The sequence below is a fragment of the Pleionea litopenaei genome (assembly GCF_031198435.1).
Classification (GTDB): domain Bacteria; phylum Pseudomonadota; class Gammaproteobacteria; order Enterobacterales; family Kangiellaceae; genus Pleionea; species Pleionea litopenaei.
In genome coordinates this window covers 3,836,689-3,862,243 of record NZ_CP133548.1, presented here as the reverse complement: position 1 = coordinate 3,862,243, position 25,555 = coordinate 3,836,689, and the positions used below count along the sequence as shown (strand labels likewise).

Genomic DNA, 25,555 nt, shown 5'->3' with positions numbered 1-25,555 from the left:
TGGTCTCCGTGATGATTAACCGCGCATCTGCGCAGCAACTTCCGCAGCAAAGTCTTCTTCTTTCTTCTCGATACCTTCACCAACTTCGAAGCGTACGAAAGATAGTACCTCAGCAGATTTAGATTTCAATAACTGCTCAACGCTTTGTGATGGATCTTTAACGAAAGGCTGACCAGTCAAGCTGATTTCTGCAGAGAACTTGCGGATACGACCAACAATCATTTTGTCGACGATTTCAGCAGGTTTGCCTTCCATATCAGGCTGAGCTTTGATGATTTCTTTCTCTTTCTCAATTAGCTCTGCAGGAATAGCTTCTGGGTTTAAGTAATCAGGCTTGCTTGCAGCGATGTGCATAGCTAAGTCACGACCTAACTCTTGATCGCCACCTTTAACTTCTACCACTGCGCCAATTCGTGCACCGTGTAGATATGAACCTAGTTGACCTTCAGCAGACTCAACAATTGCCACACGACGAACACTCATGTTTTCGCCAATCTTTGCAACTAAGTTTTCACGAGCAGTTTCAACCGTTTGGCCACCTTCGTACTCAGCAGCTTTTAACGCTTCAACATCGTTGATTTTTCCAGCTAATGCAATCGCAGCAACTTTGTTTGCAAACGCAGTGAAGTTTTCATCACGAGCAACAAAGTCAGTTTCACAGTTAACTTCAACAATCGCAGCCGTTTTTGCGTCATCAGAAGTGTTAATAATGATTAAGCCTTCAGCAGCAACACGGCCCGCTTTTTTCGCCGCTTTTGCTTGACCTGATTTACGCATATTTTCAATGGCTAATTCAACGTCACCATCGGTTTCAACCAATGCTTTTTTACATTCCATCATGCCAGCGCCAGTACGCTCGCGAAGCTCTTTAACTAATGCAGCAGTAATTGCCATGACAGTTTCTCCAAAAATAAGTTTGTTCGTTTAACACGCTCAAATGTTCAAATTCTATAAAACAGGCTTAAAAAAAGGGGCGCAGCCCCTTTTTAAAGCTTTATCAGAAGGCTGATTAGGCTTCTTCAGCTTCCGACTTATCAGCAGCTTCTTCAACAAACTCGTCTTCACCAGCTTGTTCAGTGATTTGCGCTGACTGACGACCGTCAAGTACGGTGTCTGCTACCGCACCAACGTATAGTTGAATTGCACGGATCGCATCATCATTTCCAGGAATTACGTAATCAACGTGATCTGGGTTTGAGTTAGTATCAACAACAGCAATAACAGGAATACCTAACTTACGAGCTTCAGCTATCGCGATGTGCTCATGGTCAGCATCAATTACGAAAAGAACGTCAGGTAAGCCGCCCATATCTTTGATACCACCGATGCTTGACTCTAACTTTTCCATTTCACGAGTTTTCAACAAAGCTTCTTTCTTAGTTAAACGGTCGAAAGTTCCGTCTTGGCTTTGCGTTTCTAATTCTTTCAATCGTTTGATTGACTGGCGAATAGTTTTGTAGTTGGTCAACATTCCACCTAACCAGCGCTTGTCAACGAAGAATTGACCACAACGCTTGGCTTCTTCGCTTACGATCTCGCTCGCCGCACGCTTGGTGCCTACGAATAAAACCTTGCCTTTACGAGAGGCAACGCTAGAGATGAAGTTTAAAGCGTCATTGAACATTGGCACAGTGTGCTCAAGGTTAATGATATGAATGTCGTTTCGCGCACCGAAGATGTATTGCTTCATCTTAGGATTCCAGAAACGAGTACGGTGACCGAAGTGAACGCCCGCTTGGAGCATGTCACGCATAGATACTTTAGCCATTAAATTTTCTCCAAAAAAATCAAGGGTTTAACCTCCGCTAATCCCATGAATCAACCAGCGAGACCTCTCGGTTTACCAGCACCCTAACTCATGTGTCGATTAACGTGTGTTTTAAGTTATCCGGATGGATCGTCCAGCCGGGCGCGCTTTATACCATATCTAGGCCAGTGGAACAACGAAAAAGCTGACTTCTAGCAGCTTTTAGCACCCGCCAAAGGCTAATTGAGAAGCACAATTTTGGTGCGGATTTAACGACATCGCTACGGAATTCACTCAGATCATGATGTATTCCAATATTTTCGCTCCCTTTTCGTGAAGTTCCATTCAAAAAGCTATAAAATTCTGACTTCATTTATCTTAGAAATAGCAATCATCGGTAAATCTATGGCGATTAAAATTAAAACTCCTGAAGAAATTGAGAAAATGCGCGTCGCGGGAAAACTCGCCGCTGAGGTGCTAGAAATGATTGAGCCACATGTGAAAAAAGGTGTGTCCACCAACGAGCTTGATCAAATTTGCCATGATTACATTGTCAATCAACAGCAAGCTATTCCAGCACCTTTAAACTACAAAGGGTTCCCTAAATCCATCTGCACCTCAGTTAACCATGTGGTTTGTCACGGTATTCCAGCGGATAAAAAGCTGAAAGACGGAGATATCATTAATATCGACGTCACGGTCATCAAAGACGGTTACCACGGTGATACCAGCAAAATGTTTACGGTTGGCAAACCCAAGATAATGGCTGAGCGTTTAATTAAAGTCACTCAAGAGTGTCTTTACTTGGGAATAGAGATGGTCAAGCCCGGAGTTCGCTTGGGCGACATTGGCCACGCGATTATGAATCATGCACACCGTCACCACTATTCAGTGGTTCAGGAATTTTGCGGACATGGCATTGGCGCAGAGTTTCACGAAGATCCACAGGTTCTTCATTATGGAAAACCCAATACCGGTGTCGAACTGCAAGCAGGCATGTGCTTAACCATTGAGCCAATGATCAATGCCGGTAAGCGCCATATTTCAATCTTGCCAGATGAATGGACGGTAATCACCAAAGATCGTAGCTTGTCAGCGCAATGGGAACACACGCTTTTGGTCACCGAAAGTGGCGTTGACGTATTGACCAAACGCCAAGAAGAATCCTTTTAAATGGTCTCACGGGTCGTACGCTCACTGCCTCTTCCGAGCTGCCCTAAGCTCTCAGAGTATCCCACAGGGTCAACGGAGGCCATCAGCCTCAGCAAGCACTATTTAAAAGAAACGGCTCAAACCTTAGCCGATGCCTTTGATAATAAGGTATCGGTACGCCATTTGGTCATCGCTCGTAGCACCGCCTTAGATCAGCTTCTGACACAAATTTGGGCCAGTTTCGGCCTATCGCCTCATCAAGCTTGTCTAGTAGCCGTCGGAGGATATGGCCGCGGAGAATTACACCCTGGTTCTGACATCGACTTACTTTTTTTAGTCACCAACAAATCGAGTCAAACTGTCGAATCGCTGCTTCAACCGCTGATCACATTTTTATGGGACATAGGGTTGAACATTGGGCACAGCGTGCGCACCGCAAAAGAGTGCCGACAACAAGCCGAGCAAGACATTACCATTGCCACTAACTTGATTGAGTCAAGAGTCATTGTAGGTGAGCAGGCACTGTTTCAAGTGATGCGCAAGCTAACCGGACCAGACAGTATTTGGCCCGCTCGAGACTTTTACGAAGCCAAAATCGCCGAGCAAAAAGCTCGCTATAGAAAATACAAAGGTACATCTTTTGAATTAGAACCCAACCTGAAAGGAAACCCGGGCGGTTTGCGCGATGTGCAGTTAGTTGGTTGGATCGCCAAGCGTTATTTTAGCTCAGAGTCACTGCATGATTTAGCCAACCGTGGCGTGTTCACTTTACGGGAATATCGAACACTTATGACGTCTCAACTCTTTCTGTGGCGAGTGCGGTTTGCATTACACACCATCACTGGTCGCGGCGAAGATAGGCTACTATTCCAGCACCAGAAAAAAGTGGCTGAATACTTAGGCTTCGAAGATAAATCAGAATCTTTGGCAGTTGAACAACTGATGCAAAAGTATTTTCGCGCAGCCAGTAAAATTCGCAACGTGACCGAATTGTTATTGCAGGTGTTTGAAGAAGTTATTCTGAATCAAAATCAAACATTAAAAATTGAGCCGATCGATGAGTTCTTTCAAATTGAAAATGATCGCATTGCACTAAAAGATCCGAGCTTAGTCGCAGAAATGCCAGAGTTGTTATTAAAAACATTTATTACGGCAGCAAAAGTACCTGGCAATAAACACGTCAGCGCGACAACCTTAAGAGCCTTACGCGACAATCGCCACTTAATTGATGCTAAGTATCGTGCCAATGATGACTACAAAGCATTGTTTCTCGAATTTTTTAGTATCAAACATACGGGAGACCGTCCATTCTTTCTATTGAAACGTAATGGAATATTGGCGAGTTTCTTGCCCATGTTCGAAAAAATTTCAGGCCAAATGCAATTCGATATGTTTCATGCCTACTCGGTTGATGAGCATACGCTATTCTTGTTAAAAAATTTAACCCGTTTTGCCAACGAAGATTTCGCCGAAGAGTTTCCCTATTGCAGTAAGATCATGCGTGATCTGAAACAACCACAGTTAATTTTTCTCGCAGGCTTATTTCACGATATCGCCAAAGGTCGAGGCGGTGATCACTCAGAACTAGGGGCCGTCGACGCTTATGAGTTTTGCCGGTATTTAAATATGCCGGAAGAAGAGTGCGAAACGGTATCTTGGCTGGTTCGTTGTCATCTAGTTATGTCCGTCACCGCCCAACGCAAAGATATTTCAGATCCTGAAGTGATCGCATTATTTGCTTCTCAAGTCGAAACTCAACAACGCCTCGACTTGCTGTATATTCTTACCGTTGCCGATATTCGTGCCACCAGCCCCAAATTATGGAACTCTTGGAAAGACGCCTTACTTCGCGAATTGTACCTCACTACATCGCGTTATCTAGCTCAAGATGAAGCACAGCCGATTTCTCAATCAGCACACATTGATGACATTAAACAACAAGCTTTGCATCAACTTATGTCTAATAAGGTCCCCGAAAGCGCTATTCTCGCTTTGTGGAGTACCTTAGAAGAAAACTACTTTAAAACAACGCCGCCCGATCGGATTGCATGGCAAACATCGAGCGTCATTAAGCATGCTCATGGTAATGCGCCGCTCGTTGAGATTAAACGACATCACAACGAAGCCGGTACCGAAGTATTTATCTATACTTCCGATCAACCGGGTTTATTTGCGGCCATTACTGCCATTTTGAGTCAAAAGAATCTGCGCACACAAGCCGCCGAATTATTTACTAACAACGAAGGAAAGTGTTTCGACTGCTTTGTGGTACTAGAAGAATCAGGAAAGCCCATTCAGTCGGCATCACGAGTGCAAAGTATCCGTAAGCTCCTGCAAAAGAAATTGAAAAATATTGACGGTATGTCGAAAAAGGTTGAGCGCCACATCTCGACACGAGTCAAACAGTTTGATGTTCCCACTAGCATTAAATTCATTAAAAATCGTCGCATTCGATATACCCAAATGGAATTGACAGCATTAGACCAACCCGGTTTACTAGCGGCCATTGGTGAAGCTATTCGTCGCTGTGATATGTCTATTCACAGTGCTCGAATCGTAACCCTCGGTGAGCGTGTAGAAGATGTGTTTGAAATCTCAACCATTGAGCGAGAATCTCTCAACAAAGAACAAAAACAACGTTTGCGAGAAGAGCTGACACGCCAAATAGAACAGTTATAAACCATAGAATTTGAACTAACTAAACAGGTATTTTATGTCTCAGTTACAACAGTTGATAACCGACGCTTTCGAACAAAGAGATCAGTTCTCTCCGACCTCAGCGCCTCAAGATGTGAGAAATGCAGTCAATGAAGCATTAATGCTAATCGATTCAGGTGAGTGTCGCGTTGCTGAAAAAGTTGACGGCTCATGGGTAGTCAATGAGTGGTTGAAAAAGGCTGTACTCCTCTCGTTTAGATTAAATGAAAACCAACCTATGGATGCAGGCTTCACCCAGTTTTATGACAAGGTTCCAAGCAAATTTAATGATATGACGGCCGAGCAGTTTCAGCAAAGCGGCGTCAGGGTAGTCCCCCCTGCGGTAGCACGTCGTGGTAGCTACATTGCACCGAATGTTGTGCTCATGCCATCTTACGTGAATATTGGTGCCTACGTTGATCAAGGTACCATGGTCGATACTTGGGCAACCGTAGGCAGTTGTGCACAAATTGGGAAAAACGTTCATCTTTCTGGCGGTGTTGGCATTGGCGGCGTCTTAGAGCCGCTTCAAGCTTCTCCCACTATTATAGAAGATAATTGTTTCATCGGTGCTCGTTCAGAAATTGTAGAAGGCGTGATTGTCGAAGAAGGCGCGGTTATTTCTATGGGTGTATACATCGGCCAAAGCACGCGAATATTTAATCGCGAGACCGGTGAAATTAGTTATGGCCGAGTTCCGGCTGGCGCGGTGGTGGTTCCTGGAAGTTTACCTTCTGCTGACGGCAGTTACAGTCTTTACTGTGCGGTAATCGTAAAACAAGTCGACGCAAAAACGCGCGCTAAGACTGGTATCAATGAGCTACTACGATTAGCCGATTAATATCGGCGATCTTCGACTCAGAAAAAATCTTTCAAAAACATTCCATACAAAAAAGCCGCGATATCGCGGCTTTTTTATTTCACCAATACTTGGTCCATTAAAAGCAAATCCACACAGAGGTCGGACGCTTACATTTGCCGAAGTTGAATTTAGTGGTCACTTGATAAGTATCAAGAGGCAATACATCTGGCGCTTTAGGAAGCGTCGTCAATCGCTGCAACTCTTCCGTAACGGCGGCCAAAATGGCATCATCAAATTCATCTCCAACGAAACTGACTGACGTGACTTTACCATTCTGATCAACACTCACATTAGCAATGAGATCGACTTTACTAACCTTTCTAACCGTTCGTGGCGGTCGAGGACTGGCTTTGTTTTCGATACTGCTTTTCAACTCTGCCAAATAGTCATCCAATAAGTCTTGTAGCAGTGGAGAAAGCTCAGACGCGTTCTTTTTTGCGGCCGGCGGTTGTGAAGCACGCGGCTCCGGTTTGGTTTCAGCCACTTCTTTTTTCGGTTGCGGCTTTGGCGTCTCTTTTTTCTCAACCGGCTTTTGACTTGCGGTGTTGCGAGTATTCGACGCTTTCGCTTCATTATTTCGCTTGGTCGCTGCTTTTTTCTCAGTCGCTCGAGATTCAGATTTCTTCGTATCAACCACTTGAGTGGATTTGGTCACCGGAGGCTCAACGGGAGTCGCTACCTTAGCCGTCGACTTTTTCGCTGAACTTGCGGAGGAATTGTCTGCGACTTGCGTCGGTGTTTTATCGCCCTCGCTCGAGGCCAACTGCTCGGCCCAGTTTTGGCGCTCACCACTGGCAATCAATACGTTGTATTGCGCCAATAATTCATCTTTTACCGGCGACGTTAAATCGCGGTAAAACGTTTGGCCACTTAAGCGTTCGCCAATCCAAGCATTTAAAATCAGGTTAAATAGACCTGGGCGAGAAAAACGAGCCTGTTCCACACCATTGATCAACAAACGTGTATTGTCTGCTTGCGCGATAAACTTTAAATTATCACCACGCTGGAATTCTTGCCGTACAAATGGCAGCAATCGCTGCATTTCTTGCTGATAAGAATCGGCACCACCATTGGGGTTATTGCCAAGAACGCGTTCTAAAAAGACTCGCGCAAACGTACGAGGAGAGACGCGTTCCGCGACAAAGCGAAACTCCATCACGCGATTACCTTCTGCGTCCGTCCATTGCTGCGGGGTTGTCTTCCCAGCTTCGGCGTAAATGCCGGCAATGTATAAAGGTTCATTAAGGTGCGTATAAGTGGCGAGACCTTTCAGCTCACTGGCATGAGCGACACTCAGGGTCATCGCGCATACTAACCACAGACAACGGGATAGTAAAAAGCGACTAAGCAAAGAAGAACTCCAATAATAACAAGGGGTTGACTTACAAACTCTTGGAAAAATACTCAAAAAGAGATATCGCCCTACGAGAAAGAGCGGCGATTATACACTAAGATGCTCAATATTTGCACAGTTTTATCGCACTTTTTGCCCCATTGCACCACTCATGTGCGCACCAAGCCAACGCCAGTTTCATCGCTTCAAATCTCATCGACTAACCGTTAATCGAAAAGCTTGCTGAATAGGTCACTTTTACCCTTAACCAACTTGAGTTATATTCAGCAGTCCTATCGAAGGCAATAAAAATTGGCTATAACTTAAGGCGCTAAGAAATCTTTCTTTATGAAAAGCAAAGCTACTTCATTTGATATTGCACACCTTGCGGGTGTCTCTCAATCGACCGTTTCTAGAGCGCTCCGAAACAGCCCACTCGTCAATCCTGAGACTCGTGAAAGAATTAAAGCCATCGCCAAAGAGCTCAATTACAAAGTGGATAAAAACGCAAGCAATCTGCGCTCACAACAAAGCCACACCATTGCTTTACTCTTATTTGAAGATCCAACCAGCGATGAGTCGCAAATCAATCCTTTCTTTTTATCAATGCTAGGAAGTATTACCCGAGCTTGCGGTGACAATGGTTATGATTTACTGGTGTCATTTCAAAGGTTAGAAGAAAACTGGCATGCGGAATATGAAGACACTCATAAAGCCGACGGTATCATCCTCCTCGGTTATGGCGACTACAATGACTATCAAGAAAAACTTCATCAATTAGAACAAAATCAAACGCGTTATGTACTTTGGGGTGCACTACAACAAGATCAGCCCGGCATTTCTATCGCTTGTGATAATTTTACTGGTGGCTACGAAATTACACGCCACTTGATTGCTAAGGGGCGCACTAAAATAGCGTTTATCGGCAGCGCATCGGAAGGCAGCCCGGAGTTTTTTGATCGCTACAAAGGCAGCTGCGAAGCACAAACCGATGCGAACCTTGCTGTTCGTAAATCTCTTCAAATCGATGCCATTACCACTGAACAATCTGGGTATGCTGCGGCGCTACAATTACTTGCAAAGCAACAACCCTTCGATGCCATCGTGTGTGCCAGCGATCTCATTGCGGTCGGCGTAATCAAAGCGCTGAGAGATAAACAGATCAATGTACCCAAAGATGTTGCAGTGGTGGGTTACGATAACATTCCTCTTTCAGAATTTACCCGTCCAGCCCTAACGACAGTGCAACAAGACACCAAACTTGCAGGAAAAATCTTGGTAGAAACCTTAATTGCGCATATCCATGGAAAGCCAGTCACTAGCCGATCATTGCCCGCGACGCTCATCGTTCGCGAATCGTGTGGTGCAATCCTCTAACTCTTGGTTAGCGACTGCAACTCCAACATTGAGTTTTTGAATGCTTTAAAAGCTTGGGCTCGTCTGAGCAAGCATCCAATCAATCATACTTAAGTCTCATAACGCTTAAACTTGCATAGGTCAAAGTTGCATAGTTCAAAGTTGCTTAGTTCAAAGTTGCTTAGTTCAAAGTTACTGGGCTCTAAAGTACAATTTTAAAAAATAAGAATGACGAATATTGAGTAACGAATCTAAATATCAATTAAGAAAAACAGATAGGAGCATCGATTTAATATTCCAAAGCTTTTAAATGGAGCGCTGAACGGTTACTTCCGGAGAGAAATATAGAGTTAGAGAAAGCATACCGAGCTCGTTAAATGGAATGCTTTCTCTCACTCTGATATTGAGTTATTCACTCAATTCAAAAATATACGACTGCAATGGTTGCAAATCAACCTTTATTCGCCCTATTTTATTTTTAACTTGCATATTTATATTATTTTCTTCATCCAAAAGTTCGACTAAAGGATAATTCCCATCCGAAAATTGCCAAGTGGTTATTACGTTCGATGGTATTTTAAGCTCAAATGTTTGCCGCTGCTTTGTATCAAAATTGGCAACCACAATCATTCGGTGATTTCTATTTTCGCGAATAAAACTAATCGCCCTCTCTGAGTAGCCTTCTGAATTTTTTAAATTAAAATCATGCAGTGAAAAGTAACTTCCTAACATCGCCGGATGATTCACGCTAATATTCAACACCTTCTTATAGAAGTCTCGCAGCTCTTGTTCGCCTTTCGTTAGCAGAGCCCCATCGAATTGACCACCGTTGACCCAACGTTGCAACGAAGGAACCGCCCAATAGTCAAAAATCGTGGTTCGTGTGGGATCGCCGAAACCGGGGTCATCTTTTGCGGCTTCACCAAGCTCTTGCGCAAAATAAACTAACATGGGAGATTCACTGATCGTACTACTTACGACCAGCGCAGGCTTACCGATGTTGGCGTCGCCAACAAAGGGCTCACTCGCAATGCGTTGCTCATCGTGATTCTCAAGAAAGTGGAGTAAATTTTCTCGAATATCTTGATATTCGTCTTGAACCTTCAGCAGTTGTGAAACCGGTGCTCGATCTTGCATGACTAATTTGAGCGTATCGTAGAAGTCGACTTTGTCGTAAAGATAATCCATCTTTCCGATGCTGATAAAATCTCTAAATAATGGCGGCTGATATATTTCGGCCAATAAAAACGCATCCGGATTAATCGTTTTAATATGACTATTCAAATAACTCCAAAACTCTACCGGGACCAATTCAGCGACATCAAAGCGGAAACCGTCAACCCCTTTGCTTAGCCAAAACTCGGTAATATCTCGAAATTTAATCCAAGACGCTGGCACCTGTTGTTTCTCCCAAAAGGCTCGATGCTCAGCAATGCTTTTATCGGCGTAGCTTTGCGGCAGTCTTGGAAAATCATAAGTTCCATCTGGCCGAACGCCATAATTAATTTTTACGGTTTCATACCAGTCATCTTGCGATGGTTGTGCACTGCGACTTCCATTGCCGGTCCACTTGGCTGGAACTTCGATAAACTCACCATCGGCCAGCGGATGCTTTTCTCCCCCGAGCGGTTGATACTGTTCGGTTTTCTCTGGCACTCGAAACGACTCTCCTACGATGTAATAGAAGTCGTTGTCGCGGCGATATTCCACCGATGTATCGTCTTGTTCACCAAAATCAACAACGCCTTCTGGCGCCGCCATTGATTGGTAGTTTCGCGCAACATGGTTAGGAACAATATCAATGATGACTTTCAATCCTGCGGCATGAGTTCGCTCAATTAACGACTCGAATTCTTGCATTCGCTTGCTTGGTTCAACGGCAAGGTCTGGATTTACGTTGTAATAATCTTTTACCGCATAAGGTGAACCGGCCCGTCCTTTCACGACATCGGGATCATCCGAAGAAATACCAATGTTTTGATAATCATTGATCACTGCATGATGCAGAATGCCGGTATACCAAATATGAGTAACACCAAGCGCTCGAATTTCTTGCAATGCTTTCGTTGTGAAATCGTTAAATTTGCCTACGCCATTATCAGCAATGGTTCCCCACGGCTTGGTTGGCTGGGTAGTATTGCCAAACAATCGCGTGAAGACTTGATAAACGACGGGTTTACCAAGTCGCTGTTCAAACGGTTTTTCTGTGGCATAGTTCACCTTCGACTCGACTGAGTGCTTCGCCAAGGCGTTGCTCGACTCATCCATGGTTTCGCCCACCGGTGTATCCGACGATTCAGAGCAGGCCGCCGACACCAAACCTAAGGCAACGGCAATCATCAGCTTAATGCCACGACTTTTTTTCTGTGTTGAATTCACCATCATACCATTCACCCTATTTCAAAAACTGAATTGTTAATTGATGTTTTGTTTGTTGTTGCGGCACTTTAATGGTCAACGTCCGCTGTGCTTTTTGGTAAACACTGGTGGTTTGCAGTTGACCATCGAGCATGACCTTGGCTGGGGCAGCTTGAACATTGTGTAAAACCAAGGTTAGCTGTCGTGTTTTGGGCAATCCTTCGCTCGCTCGAAGCTCTCGTTCAATAGAAAAAAGCCACTGTTGATCACTGGATGAAAATGTAAAGTCGGTCGTTTCGAAACGATCTTTTGCTAAGTTATCAACCCCCATGCCATCATCGTGATACCAACGATAGCTCGAACGAGAAACACTTTCATCCGCATAGAAATGAACCTGCAACTGTTCCGTTGAGTAATCTTGCATGCGCTGAAACGGCGCGACCATCGGTACAAAACTACCGGCCTTTATGAATACCGGAATAGACTCTATTGAGGTTTGATAATCTAGGGTGTTTGTACCATCAAATCGCTCCCCCTTAAAAAAGTCGAACCATACACCGCTCGGTAGCTCAATCCTCTCCTTTTTCACTCCTGGACGTGCGATCGGATGTATTAGCATGGACTCTCCCCAAAAATAACTGTCTTTGCGATTGAAAGACGCTGAGGTATCAAAAAAGAGTGGACGCATTAATGGCAAGCCCGTTAATGAGTTTTCGATGGCCATCGAGTACACATAAGGCGTTAACTGATAGCGAAGGTTGATTGCCTCTCGCGCTCGGCGAATCGTTTCTCGATCATGAAAAACCGGTTCTGGAGGAATATGATCTTGCGCGTGTGGACGAAACACGGGTTGAAATACGCCATACTGAAGCCAACGTATGTACAATTCAGGATCAAAGGTCTCACCGCCAGCAAACCCACCAAGATCAGAGTGAGTGTAAGCGAGCCCTAATACGCCCATTTGCAATGAAAGCTCGACTTGCGACTGTAAGCCACCCCAACTTCTGTCCACGTCGCCGGTCCAAGGAATAATGCCATAGCGCTGAGTGCCGAGAAAACCAGACCGCATCATAATCATTGGCCGAGTATTGGGTCGTTTCTCTCGTTGTTGCTGATACACTAATTTTGCCCATTGATGTCCAAAGACATTATGAACTTCATCACCACGAGCGTGAATGCCATACTCAGACAACTGATGAATAGCGTTATCAGGATGAACTTCAGGCTCGCCTAAATCGCCCCATTGTCCGGCAATGCCTTGTTCGGTTAGTTCATTATAAATTCCCGAGAACCAATCAATGGCTTTTTGATTAAAGACATCGATGACACAGGTGTTTCCGAAATAAAAATCAAATCGTAAAGGCTGCCCGGCAGCATCGGTGGCACATAATTGATGATCAACGGCTTCTTGCCATCGCTTAGAACTCGACAAAATAAAGGGTTCAGTGATCACAATGGTCTTTATTCCTTGCGCACTGAGTGTCGCAATCATTTTTTCTGGCTCTGGAAAATTGTCTCGCTCCCAAGACAAATTGCCGAGATGACCTTTGATGTCTTTACCGAACCAAAACAAATCGAGAATGATTGCATCAACTGGAATACTCTCTTGATTAAATTTCTCGACGGTTTCTAACACTTGTTGCTGCGAACGATAACCGAACCGCGAAGCAAAATTCCCGAGTGTCCATCGGGCAGGTAGTGGTTGACGACCAACAACTTGAGTAAAAGACTCAATCAACTTTGGATAAGTTTCTTGAGCCGTCATTAGATAACTGGCGCGCCCGCCAACCGATTCAAATTCCAAGGTATTAGGTTCGGCTTTTCCAATATCTAAAACACCCGATGCAGAATTATCGAATCCAATAACGTACTTTTTCGAAGACATCACAGCTGGCAAACTGTAGTACATTTGATTCGATTCGGTGGTGTAGCCATAATGAGCTCGATTGTACAAAGGCATCCGATGGCCGCGGCGATCCATTCCTAAAATACGTTGACCACCCCCTAGGATTTGTTCTTTTTCTGACAGTGAAAATTTAAACCCTCGTTGACGCTCCTTAACGCTAAAGCCAATTTGAGTCGTTAACTTTTCTTTGCCGCGAAAATATTCTACACGCCAGTCATCAAAATACACTTTGGCTTTAAGAACACCATTTAACAGAGTGATGGATTGATGATCTTGCTCAACAACCACTAACGGCTGACTCTCAATTTGTTCTTTCTTAGCAAACGATGGGAAGGGTTGTTGATCGATAGAATGAATCAACACTTCAAAAGTATCATCTTGGTAAGCGGTAAGCGTGAGCTGAAGCTGCCCTCTTTGCAGTACTAAGAGGCTTTCGTCAACACGATAACTATGACTGCAACTCGAGAGTAACAGCCAAACCGAACTGACCAAGATATATAAGAAACTAGAGCGATGTATTTTTCTCATGTTATTCCATCGAAATTGAACGTCTAAAACAAAAAAGCCATCAGAATCTGATGGCTTTAAGAAGTGTAGCAGTCTCTAAAGTTGGATGATCGTCATACTGGGTTGATTTTCATTCGGACCTTTCACCTCAAATCGATAAGTCCCTGCCGCAGGTAAATCAATGGTAATGTCGCCTGCGTTGTAGATTAAGGTTTTAGGTTCGCCTAACGTCATAACATTATCATCACCATTTAAACCAAAGTTGATCGCTCCCCAGTTAGCATCAGCAAACTTAAAGTTGTAAGTGCCTGCTGCTAGAGCAATATCGATAGAGTAAGTCGAATCACCTTGATAGGCTAATACATCCACCGGATCCCAAGTTACCACGCCACGCAGGTAAATCGTTTCACTACCATACATTTGTGTTTGGTGAACGCTTAGGTAACGAAGATCTCTATCAGACGCATCGAGAATAAAGGTGTACTCGCCACTGACTGCAAAATCCATCGTCATATTAGCTAATCCGGCACCAGGACCTAACAACTTCACTTCATCTTCGGTCACTTGTGCACTTCCGTCGCCATAAGATATATCGACGGTCGCCCAGTCCGCTGAGGCAATTTTAAATTCTTGCGCACCAGTATTGGCTCCCACATCGACAATGACTTTATAAATGCCGTCACCTTGATGAACGAGCTCTGAAGCCGTGCCCCAACCATTAATACCACCACGAACATAAATCGAAGTTCCGGCAAAAACATCGGTGTTGCGAACGTGTAACACAGGAGCCTCTGGATCGCTTGCGTCAATCTCAAAGAAGTAGCTGCCGGTGGTTGGAACCGTAATCGATAAATTATCATTGGTGCGATACAAGGTCTTATCGGTATCGACAGTAACCGCTGCTTCCGCCGCCGATTGCGCGCCAAAGTTCACGGTACTCCAATCTTCCGAAGCAAACTTAAAGCTGTAAGCTTGACCACCGGTTAAGGTAATCGATGTACGGTAGATTCCATTGCCTTGATAAGTCACCGGATCATCGGTACTCCATCCATTCATGTCTCCACGAATGTAAGCAACCGTATCACCGTAAGGAACGACATCCGGTGCTCCGGCTGTCGCATACGCTGATAAGCCTTCTCCTTGTGCACCGGCTTGAGGTTTTACAAACACCGCCATGGTGAGTGCCGGCACATTGAAGGTGCCTTCATCAACACCCGCTGTAAAACTCGCTGCAGCAACGTTCGCATCGACAGAAGCCACTTGAACCGGATGTAACTCGAAACCACTGGCCGTTGGCACGGTGTGCTGAATGTCATTGCCAGTTCCGTTTAGCACGACAACCATCGCATCAACATTGGGATCCAAATCGGCTAGCCCAATGCCATCATCAATACTCATAACAATAACACCATGAGTTTGATTTCGGCCCAAGTTATGAAAGCCAACACGATCAAGTACGTCTTGCTCTGTCGTCAATCGAAACAGTTTTGAGTCTCGTCGAATGGTTAAGAACTCTTTAAATACAGAGTGAGCTTGCTGAATATCTGCCGCATAGGCTCGCGTATTACTGCTCGATAACAACTCAGAAATACTCAAGTCGCTTTGACCTGGCTGTCCATACCAACGATAACCATTATCTTGCGCTAACGGTAAACCGACTGCCCAGTTGTTACTGTTCATGGTGTAGTCGACCGTATTGAACCAATCCCCTGCATCGTAAGAATTTTTATCCAACGATTTTGAGCGCAACATATCGCCGCCCAATTGTAAGAATGGAATACCTTGGCTCATTAAAGGTACCGCGGCTGAAATGTTAGCAATGCGAACACGATCAGCCAAAGGAGTCTCTAACGGCAATTGGAATTGCAGCATGTCCCAAAGGGTTTCATTGTCGTGTTTTGACACATAGTTGATTACATCAGCAGGATCGAGCGCATACGACGCCGGGTTAAAACTCGAACCCGTTGATGCAACACCATTACTGCTGACTAAAACATAATTAGCCAACTGACCCGCCAGCCCTAACTTCACAATGTCTTGCGCTCCAGGGTTACCATCGGCTTTAAATAAGTCGGCATAGCGAACACCGTCGCGTAAACGGTCATTAAAGGTCGCAATCTCGGTACCGGCCATATTCTGTTGGTTAGCGGCCGTATCGTCATAGCCATCACCTCGATACCAACCTTCGCCGTAGAAATAACTGTCGGGATCAACCGCTTGAACTAAGTCACGTGCCTCGAGCATTTGTTGCTTCGAGCCATGACTCATAATGTCAAAGCGATAACCATCGACACCGTATTGAGTGGTCCACTGTAATAATGAATCCTTCATGAACTTATCCATCATCACATTGTAGAGTTCGGTATCGTTACAACAGGTACTTTGTGTAACCGAACCCGACTCTATATCGCGACGATGATAATAACCGGGCACGACTTTATCGAAGACAGAATTATCAAATGTGCCGGCTGAATTGGTATGGTTATACACAACATCGATCACAACTCGTAAACCTAAGTCGTGCACGGATTTAACCATTTCACGAAACTCTTTGATACGCGCTACACCATTTGGATCCGTGGCATAAATACCATCGGGTACATTAAAGTGTTTCGGATCATAACCCCAGTTGAATGAGTCGGTGTTTCGCATGGCCTGAACCAAGGCTTGTTGTTGCTCTTCAAGAGGTCCATAACTTTCGAGCAAGTCACCTAGAATCGTCGAATCGCTCACACTACCGCACACAGGTGCGCTGGCATTCACACGACATAAATCGCCCACCGTGTCATCGAGATCGACAACCAAATTCTCAAACTCGTTGATGGTCGCTATGTCATTCACTGGCAGTAAATGTATATGAGTTAAACCCGCAGCGGCTAAATCGGAAAGATGTTGTACCGGCGCTGAGCTGGTTTCAGTGAACGCCATAAACTTACCCCGATTTGCCGAAGTCACCGTTGCTTCACGCGCACTAAAATCACGTAAATGCATTTCATAAATCACGGCGTCTTCCGGATCGGCGATCGTAGGTACACTGTGACCTTCCCAACCATCGGGATACAAATCACTGTCGGTTAAGTCAACAAACTGAGAGTAATCACCGTTCATGGCTAAGCCAACCGAGTAAGGATCGGTTGCTGTGATCGTTTCAAACTTGTTGCTTGCGTAATGAAAAAGTGACAATTCGAAACGATAGAATCGACGGTCTAATGACATGGGCGCGGTATAATGCCAAATACCGGTCGCAGAATCTTCCGTCATAGCTAAGCGTTGCTCGCGTACTCCGTCGTCACGATAAATATTTAAATTAACGGACTGTGCGGTTGGCGCCCACACTGATACTTCAATGCCATTCGCCGTGTATTGAACACCTAGCGTCGCTTCATTCGCATCGTCAGTCCCTTGCGTATATAACGCGTCTAACACTTTCGCCGTTTGCACGTTTGTGGCTTTAATTGCAGTGCCAGATGCATCATAACCGACAGCGACAACGTGACCTTTTAAAACGCCTTTCGCGTCTTGTTCTGACCAAGTGCCTGAATACGCTGGCCAACTATTTACCAATGGATGAATTTCAGCTTGTTCTGGTGTTAAGGTTGTATCGCTCAACTCCAGTACGGTTCCTGATACATTGCCGTCTTCATCGGCTTCAACTAACTCGTTCAACGAATAATGCAGTTTAACCGTCGCGATTTCACTCGACCCATGCCCCCAAACCAAGGTATTGCTGTCTAGCCAATGGGCCGCTGCATCTTCTACTTTTAATGCCGCTTGACCGAGGGAGACTACCGGGTATTCGAAAATGGTTGGGTTACCAGAGAAGGTCCAGTTCATTCGAACAAAGTCAGGATCATCTTGTACCAGATTCATCTTCTTGTCGGTACCGCCCAATTCTTTTCCTGCGTCATCGGTTCCGATGTGGATAATAAAGTTGCCGCAATCGCTGTATCCATCTTTTAAATCGAGAATCCAGTAAGCTCCGTAGTTTGGATCGATACCATCGATGGTCAATCCATTTTGCCACGACTGTGCAATCGAAGAAGGCTGATAAGCATCGCACTCTTCGTTGTTCCACGTGTGCAATCGATAGCCGTCGTAAACCGGATCGCCAGGACTGTTATTAGCGTCAATATCGCCTCGATTGTAAAACAGAATCGCTTGTGTCGCCGACGGAAAAACCGTCGGTGCCGGTGCGTTTGGATCCAATCCGATAACACATTCGGTATTGGTATCATTAGGAACCAAAGGTGGCGCGCATTCTAGTGGCGGAGGTGCTACACACGCGGTTCCCGATGCGTTAGGAATAAGCGGAAGATCGCAACTTAATAGTTCATTACCACTAAGTACTTCTCCAGCCAATTTATTATCACAAGCGGTTAAACCCAAAAGAGTTAACACCAAGCTTATTGTTAAAGTAAATTTTTTGAAACTCATCATTTTAGAACTCCAATTAATCAGGTTCGACACTACTCGTTACAACGAGTAGTTCACGCCCAAAAATATCTGGCGGCCGAAGTACTGAATGGTTCCGGTTCGCGCTTCCGATACAAAATAAGATTTAGTCGGCTGATCAGTTAGGTTATTAATTTGGAATAAAACTCGGGTCTTATCGTCAATGTCGTAAGAGGCTTGATAATCAAAAACGGTTTCATCATCAAAATACACAACTTGTTCGTTGACACCCCATTGACGCGAAACAAACTCTGAGCGATAACGCGTACTCAAGCGAGTTTCAAAGCCTTCATGAGTAAAGAATAACGTGGCGTTAGCAACGTGCTTCGACAAACCTTCAAATGAAATTTCGCCTTTGATTTGTCCCGTTTCAGTTAAGGTTTTCACTTGGCTGTCGGTGTAGGCATAACTGGCATTTACGCCCAAGCCCGACCAGACGCCAGGAAGTTGATCAAAAACCGTCGTGGTTGCCAGTTCGAACCCGTGTATGGCTCCGCCTTTATCGTTATTAAACGCGTAGGTAAAAGTACCGTTTCCAACTTCATACTCAACCAATGATTGTTCATCGATATAAACTTCTGGAACAGGAATACCCGCCGCCGCAAAATCAAAATTTGGAATCTCGATGGTATCGACAAAGTTTTTGATGTCTTTGTAGAACACAGCGATCGAGTAGCCGCCCGTTCCATCCGGGTAATAATGTTCCCAAGATAAATCGTATTGATTTGCTAAGAAGGGCTTTAAACGTGGGTTATTAGTTTGCGTTGCGTTATAAACTTTTACTTCAGGGTTTTCGGGAGTTCGATCTGGATTATCCCCAATGGTACCACTGAAATCCGCCGCTAAACGATTGATTTCTGGTCGCGACATAACTCTTGCCGCAGCAAAACGCAATTGTGAGTCTTCAGTAATTTTGAAGTTTAAATTTAATGAAGGCAGATAGTCGGTGTAATTAATGCCATCTAAGTCTCGAGCAAAACGGAAACTGGTTAAACCGGCTTCATCGACTATATACTCAGCGCCTAACGCTAACCTTTGTTCTAACGGAAGCGATTCATCGACAGCGCGAAGCCGAGTAGCAGATTGATCACTGTTCACAATACGCATCCCAACATTACCGGTTACCGGAACGTCCCACCAAACAGTATCAATGTTCCCTAAAAAGTAAGCCGCTAGCACGTCTTCAAACACTGAGCCGCTCTGACGCACAGACCAATCCGTTGAATAGTCTAAATCGCCAGCAAAATTTGCTCCAAAAGTCGTCACCGGAGTTCCGACACCATTGGGTAACCAACTGGCTAAGACTTGATCAATATCAATGGCCAAATAGCTTGGGAAATGGCTGAAGTCGCCTTGCCAATTAACCACACTGGCCATCCCTGAACCAATTTGCATGGGAGGCTCTAACGAAGAAAACTCTTCATTCCCGTATTCAAACACTTTACGGGTGGTGTCATAACGACGCTCTGAATAGCGCACACCGAACTCGAATGATCGGAAGGTATTGTTATCAAACAACTCAAGAGAACCATCAAGACGAGCCGCGTTTACCGTATCGTCATAAAGATACGGGTAAGTACCGTATTTGGCGGCCATAACTTTGCTTAGATCGGTAAAGTCTTGGTTAAAACCAACGGAAGGAATATCCAACCCTGAATAGCGATAGTTAATCACAACGTTTTCATCAAATACCGGATTGGCGATGGTTGCATCTTCAGCCAGAGCACTCCAAAGTAAGCGGTTTTGAAAATTGCTACTGCCTTTTGAGTGAGACAGGTCAGCTTTTAAAGTAAAGGCTTCGGTCAAGTTCCACTCAGCTTTTAAACCGTAACTTTTTACTTCATCGACTTCAGTGTCATCATCATTGGCTAATTCAACTCGCGTAAAACTGTCGGGTGTTCGCGTTACAACTCCACCCACCATGGTATTGTCAACAATCAATGGATTGTAATAGTTCGCTTGAGAGCCGCCGAACTTAACCCGTAACCCACGGGCCCATTGTTCAGAGTCAAATTTTGAAATGAACGTATCTGCTTTTAAAACAAAGTCGCTATTAGGCACCCATTCAATGGCAGCCACGTAGCCATCACGCGTTTCGGTTCCACCTTTATGTTGTAACTCCATCCCTTCTGAGATAAGTTCACAATTAGGGCAGTCACTATCTAAACCTAAGTCTGTATCTCCAGCCACCCCATCGAGATCTCTGGTTGTCGGATAAGTAAACCCGATAAACTGCTCCGCAACGGAAGGCTGATTCAATCGCGCAAAACCAAAAGCGACGCCAATGGTGTCGTCAGCAAATTTACCTTGATAAGAAAAACTTAAACGCTCGCCCCACTTCTCGGCATCAGAAACGGAGCTGGCTCGATCGTTGTACATTCCTCGAATATTCGCATTGAAAACATGCTGCTCAGAATTCGCGAGCGGGCTCACAGTACGCAGCTCTATTGAGCCGGCAACCCCGCCTTCAATTAATGACGCCTTCTGTGATTTGTAAACCGAACCCGAAGAGATAAGTTCTGAGGGGTATTGATCAAAATCGACACTTCGAGTCCCCGACGTCGAAACTTGCTCTCGACCATTTAAAGTCGAGTGAATAAAAATACCCGATAGGCCTCGAATATTGATTTCGGCGGCTTGTCCACCTGTTCGAATGGCCGATATCCCTGGCAATCGAGTTAACGCATCGGCAATCGACACATCCGGCAAAGACCCAATGTCGTCTGCCGATAATTGCTCAGAAACCGTATCGGCATTGCGCTTTTCTTCTAAAGACCGAATCAATGACCCCATATAGCTACCAATGATGGTGACGGTTTCACCCTTGGTTTCTTCTACGGCCTGTTGTTCGTCTGTCGCCTTCTTAACCTCTGCTTGAGTGGTTTCGACTTGTGGTTGTTTTTCCTTCGCTTGCTGTGCCAGCAATGGGCCTGAAAAAGCCATGCTACCACTGGCTAAAAGCGCTAGTGCAACACGACTTAACTGAAAGCTTCGCATCGAGGCTCCTCCCCTGTCAGTGACCTGATATTAATTTGTAGAATTATTATTCGTAGCCAGCATCATCAACGTTGTCGCCAAGCCACAAGTGTTTCGACTTTATATACAGCCTAGTCAATTTTTACCTTTTTAGGATTCAACCATCTTAGCCATCGACATTATCTCGGCACAATGCCTTGCATACGTATTCAAACCTCTGAAAGCGCTATATTTAGCGGTTTTTTCAATGTGCACTGCATCATTTTGCATTGGTATGCAATCGATAAAAACTTTATCTCTCAAAGGCACAAAAAAGCCCCGAACATACGGGGCTTAAAGAGGTTAGTTTTTCAACCGATGTTAGTGAGATGTTTCTGGGCTAGACGAAACCTTAACAAAATAAACGGAAACGGCTCCTAACAGCATAAAGACTCCGGCTAAACCAATAATGTAAATCGCTTCATTATCAAAAACAAAACGCAACAGCTGTCCCGCGATCAATCCTGAGACAATTTGCGGAGCCGCAATGGTAAAGTTAAAAATGCCCATATAAACGCCCATTTTTTGCGCCGGAATCGAGTCAGAAAGTATCGCATAAGGCATGGCTAAAATAGCCGCCCAAGCAATACCGACACCAATCATTGGAATCAATAACATCAATGCGCTTTGTGGAATATCCACTTCCGTAATAAGCAAATTCACATGAACGATTTCAGAGTTTGGAAAAAGTCCAAACGACAAATAGCCAATGCCACCCAAGATTAACGAGCCTGCGTAAGTTTTCTTGCGACCAAATCGATTGGCGATACGGGTAAGGAACACTGAAAAGATTGCGGCAAACAAAGAATAAGCAGCGAAAATGATCCCAACCCAATCTCCAGCTTGACCTTTAGCTTTAGCAATATCTAACGGTAATTGATTACCAACAGAGTTCAAAAACTCTGAACTAAACCACTTGGCATCGATGCCCCAAATATGTTGTGCGATCGCTGGCATGGTATACACCCACATAATAAACAAGGCAAACCACGAAAAAAATTGCACAACGGCTAACTGTTTCATGGTCGTCGGCATATCAACAATTAAATCAACAAAGCCGCTCATGCGAGTTCGAAGGTTGGTTTTTTGCGTCGATGTTGGCATAGGAGCGTCTTCAATTCCCTTGTAGAGATTGTACTCTTCTGGCGAATACTCTTTTGTACGAAAGACAGTCCACAATACCGACCCAAGTAATACCGTCGCTCCAATGTAAAAGGCCCAGATCACCGACGGCGCCACTTCACCTGCCTTAGCGGCATTATCAAGGCCGATAACATTGGTTAATAAAAAAGGTAGCAATGAGCCAATAACCGCACCGATATTGATCAATAAGCTTTGCACCGAGTAACCTAAATTGCGCTGCTCTGACGGAACCATATCGGAAACCAAAGCGCGAAAGGGTTGCATGGTCACATTAAAAGCAGCATCCATGATTGCGAGCATTACAGCTCCCATCAACATTGGCGCTAGAATGGCCACAAACCAAGAGGCATTCGGCATCAACGCCATACCAATCGCCGCAACGACAGCACCGCCCAAAATAAACGGATTTCGGCGACCGAAGCGGTTCCAAGTTTTATCTGACGCAGCCCCTACGATCGGCTGAACGATCAATCCCATCACTGGTGCGACTAACCAGAATAAAGATAGAGAATGCAGATCGGCGCCGAGATCCGATAAAATTCGACTGGCGTTTCCGTTTTGCAAAGCGAAACCAAATTGCACACCGAGAAAGCCAAAACTGACATTCCAAACTTGCCAAAACGATAACTTGGGTTGACTCATTTTTTCATTCCTCACCAACGCTCACTTGTGCGCGGCTGATCTTGTACTGTTTATCTTATCCATCACGGTGATGAATTTCTTTGGTTCTTAGGTCAATTTTCTCATTCAACCCAGCAACTATTCATACAACCTAGCAACTATTTATACAAACTAGCTTCTTATACAAACTAGCTACGCGGACGCTGCTGATTCATTGTTTCAATGACCGCCTGCATGTAATCATGTTGCCAAAGCGCATCGACGCTCAGTGATAAACGCTGTAACCAATTCGGGTGTTCATCAATCGTGCCTGGAATATTCACTTGTTGTTCAATCCCTAATGCATCTTCTAAAGGGATCATTTGTATGGCGCCTTTCGTTTTTGCCAAAAAGCTTTGTACCGCTCGAGCAAGCGCAATGTTCATCTCAGGTGGATGAGTACTTGGGTGCTCGTTTTTAGCAATAACCTGAGCATCGTCAAGTGCGGCTAGTAATTGTTCACGATCGCTGATCCGTTGCGCACGTTGTTGAACTCCCATTTCTTGGTTTGGATAAAGCTTCAGTTTATCTCGCCAATTTAAATCTTCTCCGCTCCACCAACCATGAACGGTTGGCAAATCATGGGTTGATACGGTCACCATGGCTTGCTCAGGATAAACCTCAGGTCGATGGAATAAGCCAGATTCCCAGCGTTCAAAAAACAACACTCGATAAGACAACAAACCAGCGTTGGCCATGATCTCTCCAAAACCTTCGGGAACCGTTCCTAAATCTTCACCAATAACAATGCAACGCGACCGTTGTGACTCCAATGCGATGACTCGCAACATATCTTCAAACGGAAATGAAATGTAAATTCCTTCATCGGCGCGCTTGCCCGGTGCCACCCAATATTGGCGCATATATCCCAACACATGATCAATACGCAAAGCACCCGCATGACGCATACAACTGCGCATGGGTTTAATCAATGCTTGAAAGCCTTGTTCTTTTAAGGCGACAGGATTGATTGGGGTTAACCCCCAATCTTGCCCGATGGTATTGGTGGCATCGGGTGGTGCTCCAACCGCTCCACCAGCGACATAAACTTCTCTATTCGACCATACGTCCGCACCACCACCATCGCTCCCAACGGCCAAATCTAAATATAAGCCAACGGGCATTCCAGCACGTTCGGCTGTTTCTTTTATCGCAGTGAGTTGTCGATCCGCATTCCATTGTAAAAATGCAAAAAAATCAATGCGATCGGAAAACTCTTCAGCAAAGGCTTTCACTGCAGGCGTCGTCGGCGATTGATAATCTTCCGGCCAGTCCCGCCAACCGTAAGCGTTGTGATCGAGCTGGTGAAAATGCTCATATAAGGCTTCGTAGGTGGTTAGAATGTCTAAGTCTTGTCCTTGTTCAATCCGAAACGATTGAAACGCTTGTGCTAAAGCCGAGCTTTGTGACAAATGTTTTTCTTGAAAGTCTTTAAACAACAGTTCAAATAAAGACAATTTAAATCGCCCTGATACGGCATAATCAATGTGCTCTTGGCTATTTAGTTGCTCAATGAGCGTTCGATTTTCCCCTCGCTCAAGCGCTTCTTGCACCGCTTTACAATCAGAGAAATTTGGGAATGCGCGCGGATCAAGATACATAACATTCCAAAAATTACGACTCGATGGTGAATAAGGACTTCGATGCGCTGGGTTCGACGGGAATAATGGATGCAATGGATTTACGCCGATTAAGCTCGCGCCTTTCTGACCCGCTTGTTCAACTAAACGTTTAAGTGCAGAAAAATCGCCCGTCCCAATGCTCGTTGAGTGTCTCAGTGAGTATACTTGAGCCGCTAACCCCCACATTTTAAACGCCGCTGCATCCGAAGGCTGATAACATTTTTGAGGTGCAACGATCAAAGTAGAGGTCGCCACTCGCTCACCGCTGTTAACGGTTAACGTATGATAGCCCATGGGCATTTTAGGTAATTTTAATGTCACGCGACGATAAGATTGTTTATCGATGGTCTTTTGCGACTCAATGTCACTGTCATTAACACTGACGTTTCCTTTAACTAACTCTCCGTTTTCCATTTCAACTTGGTATTGAAGCTTTTGCTCATTTTCATTCAACACAATGTCGACAACAGGTTCGCTGAGCTCTTCTTTAATGACTTCCGTTGGTGCGATCAAGCGTAGCCATTGACTATTCTTTAACGTTTCAATCTGCTGATAAATTATGTCTTCCGACGATACGTCATACCCCATCGCATTGAGAAGTGATGCTCTTGACTCATCTTCGGCATAGACTTGCTGTCCAAAACAATTAGTATATTCATTATGAAAACCTACTTGTTCTGCCAACTGTTGAATTGCGCTCATGTTTCTTTTCTCTTCTAATCGTGCTTGGCACTCAATGATTCTA

At 44.8% G+C, this 25,555-nt stretch carries 13 protein-coding genes; 4 read left to right on the top strand and 9 right to left on the bottom strand.

Annotation, left to right across the window (positions count from 1 at the left end; genetic code table 11):
• Positions 1-15: 15 nt before the first annotated feature.
• Complete coding sequence (gene tsf / locus Q9312_RS17225) at positions 16-894, bottom strand: translation elongation factor Ts (RefSeq protein WP_309202096.1); 879 nt, start codon at positions 892-894, stop codon at positions 16-18.
• Between the two features lie 115 nt (positions 895-1,009).
• A complete protein-coding gene (gene rpsB, locus Q9312_RS17220) occupies positions 1,010-1,768 on the bottom strand; it encodes a 30S ribosomal protein S2 (protein ID WP_309202095.1) in 759 nt (252 codons plus the stop codon).
• A 384-nt stretch (positions 1,769-2,152) separates the two neighbouring features.
• Between rpsB and map the strand changes: the two genes are divergently transcribed.
• From map to dapD, 3 genes are read left to right on the top strand one after another with little or no spacing between them, the layout of a single operon-like run.
• A complete protein-coding gene (gene map, locus Q9312_RS17215) occupies positions 2,153-2,920 on the top strand; it encodes a type I methionyl aminopeptidase (protein ID WP_309202094.1) in 768 nt (255 codons plus the stop codon).
• Positions 2,921-5,578 carry a [protein-PII] uridylyltransferase gene (gene glnD / locus Q9312_RS17210; RefSeq protein WP_309202093.1) on the top strand — a complete coding sequence of 886 codons (2,658 nt, stop codon included), beginning with the start codon at positions 2,921-2,923 and terminating at the stop codon, positions 5,576-5,578.
• 34 nt (positions 5,579-5,612) lie between these two features.
• Positions 5,613-6,437, top strand: coding sequence for a 2,3,4,5-tetrahydropyridine-2,6-dicarboxylate N-succinyltransferase (gene dapD / locus Q9312_RS17205; protein WP_309202092.1), 825 nt, complete (start codon positions 5,613-5,615; stop codon positions 6,435-6,437).
• A 97-nt stretch (positions 6,438-6,534) separates the two neighbouring features.
• Here the strand turns inward: dapD and Q9312_RS17200 are convergent, their stop codons facing one another.
• Positions 6,535-7,761, bottom strand: coding sequence for a chalcone isomerase family protein (locus tag Q9312_RS17200; protein ID WP_309202091.1), 1,227 nt, complete (start codon positions 7,759-7,761; stop codon positions 6,535-6,537).
• A 378-nt stretch (positions 7,762-8,139) separates the two neighbouring features.
• Here Q9312_RS17200 and Q9312_RS17195 point away from each other — a divergent pair, with 378 nt between their 5' ends.
• Positions 8,140-9,168, top strand: a complete 1,029-nt coding sequence (locus tag Q9312_RS17195; protein ID WP_309202090.1) for a LacI family DNA-binding transcriptional regulator — start codon at positions 8,140-8,142, stop codon at positions 9,166-9,168.
• A 387-nt stretch (positions 9,169-9,555) separates the two neighbouring features.
• Here the strand turns inward: Q9312_RS17195 and Q9312_RS17190 are convergent, their stop codons facing one another.
• The 6 genes from Q9312_RS17190 to malQ form a co-directional block, all read right to left on the bottom strand.
• Positions 9,556-11,532: an alpha-amylase family protein gene (locus Q9312_RS17190; protein WP_309202089.1), complete on the bottom strand. Its 1,977-nt coding sequence runs from the start codon at positions 11,530-11,532 to the stop codon at positions 9,556-9,558.
• Between the two features lie 10 nt (positions 11,533-11,542).
• Positions 11,543-13,939: a TIM-barrel domain-containing protein gene (locus tag Q9312_RS17185; RefSeq protein WP_309202088.1), complete on the bottom strand. Its 2,397-nt coding sequence runs from the start codon at positions 13,937-13,939 to the stop codon at positions 11,543-11,545.
• A gap of 75 nt (positions 13,940-14,014) precedes the next feature.
• A complete protein-coding gene (locus tag Q9312_RS17180; protein ID WP_309202087.1) occupies positions 14,015-18,355 on the bottom strand; it encodes an alpha-1,6-glucosidase domain-containing protein in 4,341 nt (1,446 codons plus the stop codon).
• A gap of 36 nt (positions 18,356-18,391) precedes the next feature.
• On the bottom strand, positions 18,392-21,367 hold the full coding sequence (locus tag Q9312_RS17175) for a TonB-dependent receptor (RefSeq protein ID WP_309202086.1): 2,976 nt from the start codon (positions 21,365-21,367) through the stop codon (positions 18,392-18,394).
• Between the two features lie 339 nt (positions 21,368-21,706).
• On the bottom strand, positions 21,707-23,170 hold the full coding sequence (locus Q9312_RS17170; RefSeq protein WP_309202085.1) for an MFS transporter: 1,464 nt from the start codon (positions 23,168-23,170) through the stop codon (positions 21,707-21,709).
• 167 nt (positions 23,171-23,337) lie between these two features.
• Positions 23,338-25,512 carry a 4-alpha-glucanotransferase gene (gene malQ, locus Q9312_RS17165; RefSeq protein WP_309202084.1) on the bottom strand — a complete coding sequence of 725 codons (2,175 nt, stop codon included), beginning with the start codon at positions 25,510-25,512 and terminating at the stop codon, positions 23,338-23,340.
• Between the last annotated feature and the right edge of the window lie 43 nt (positions 25,513-25,555).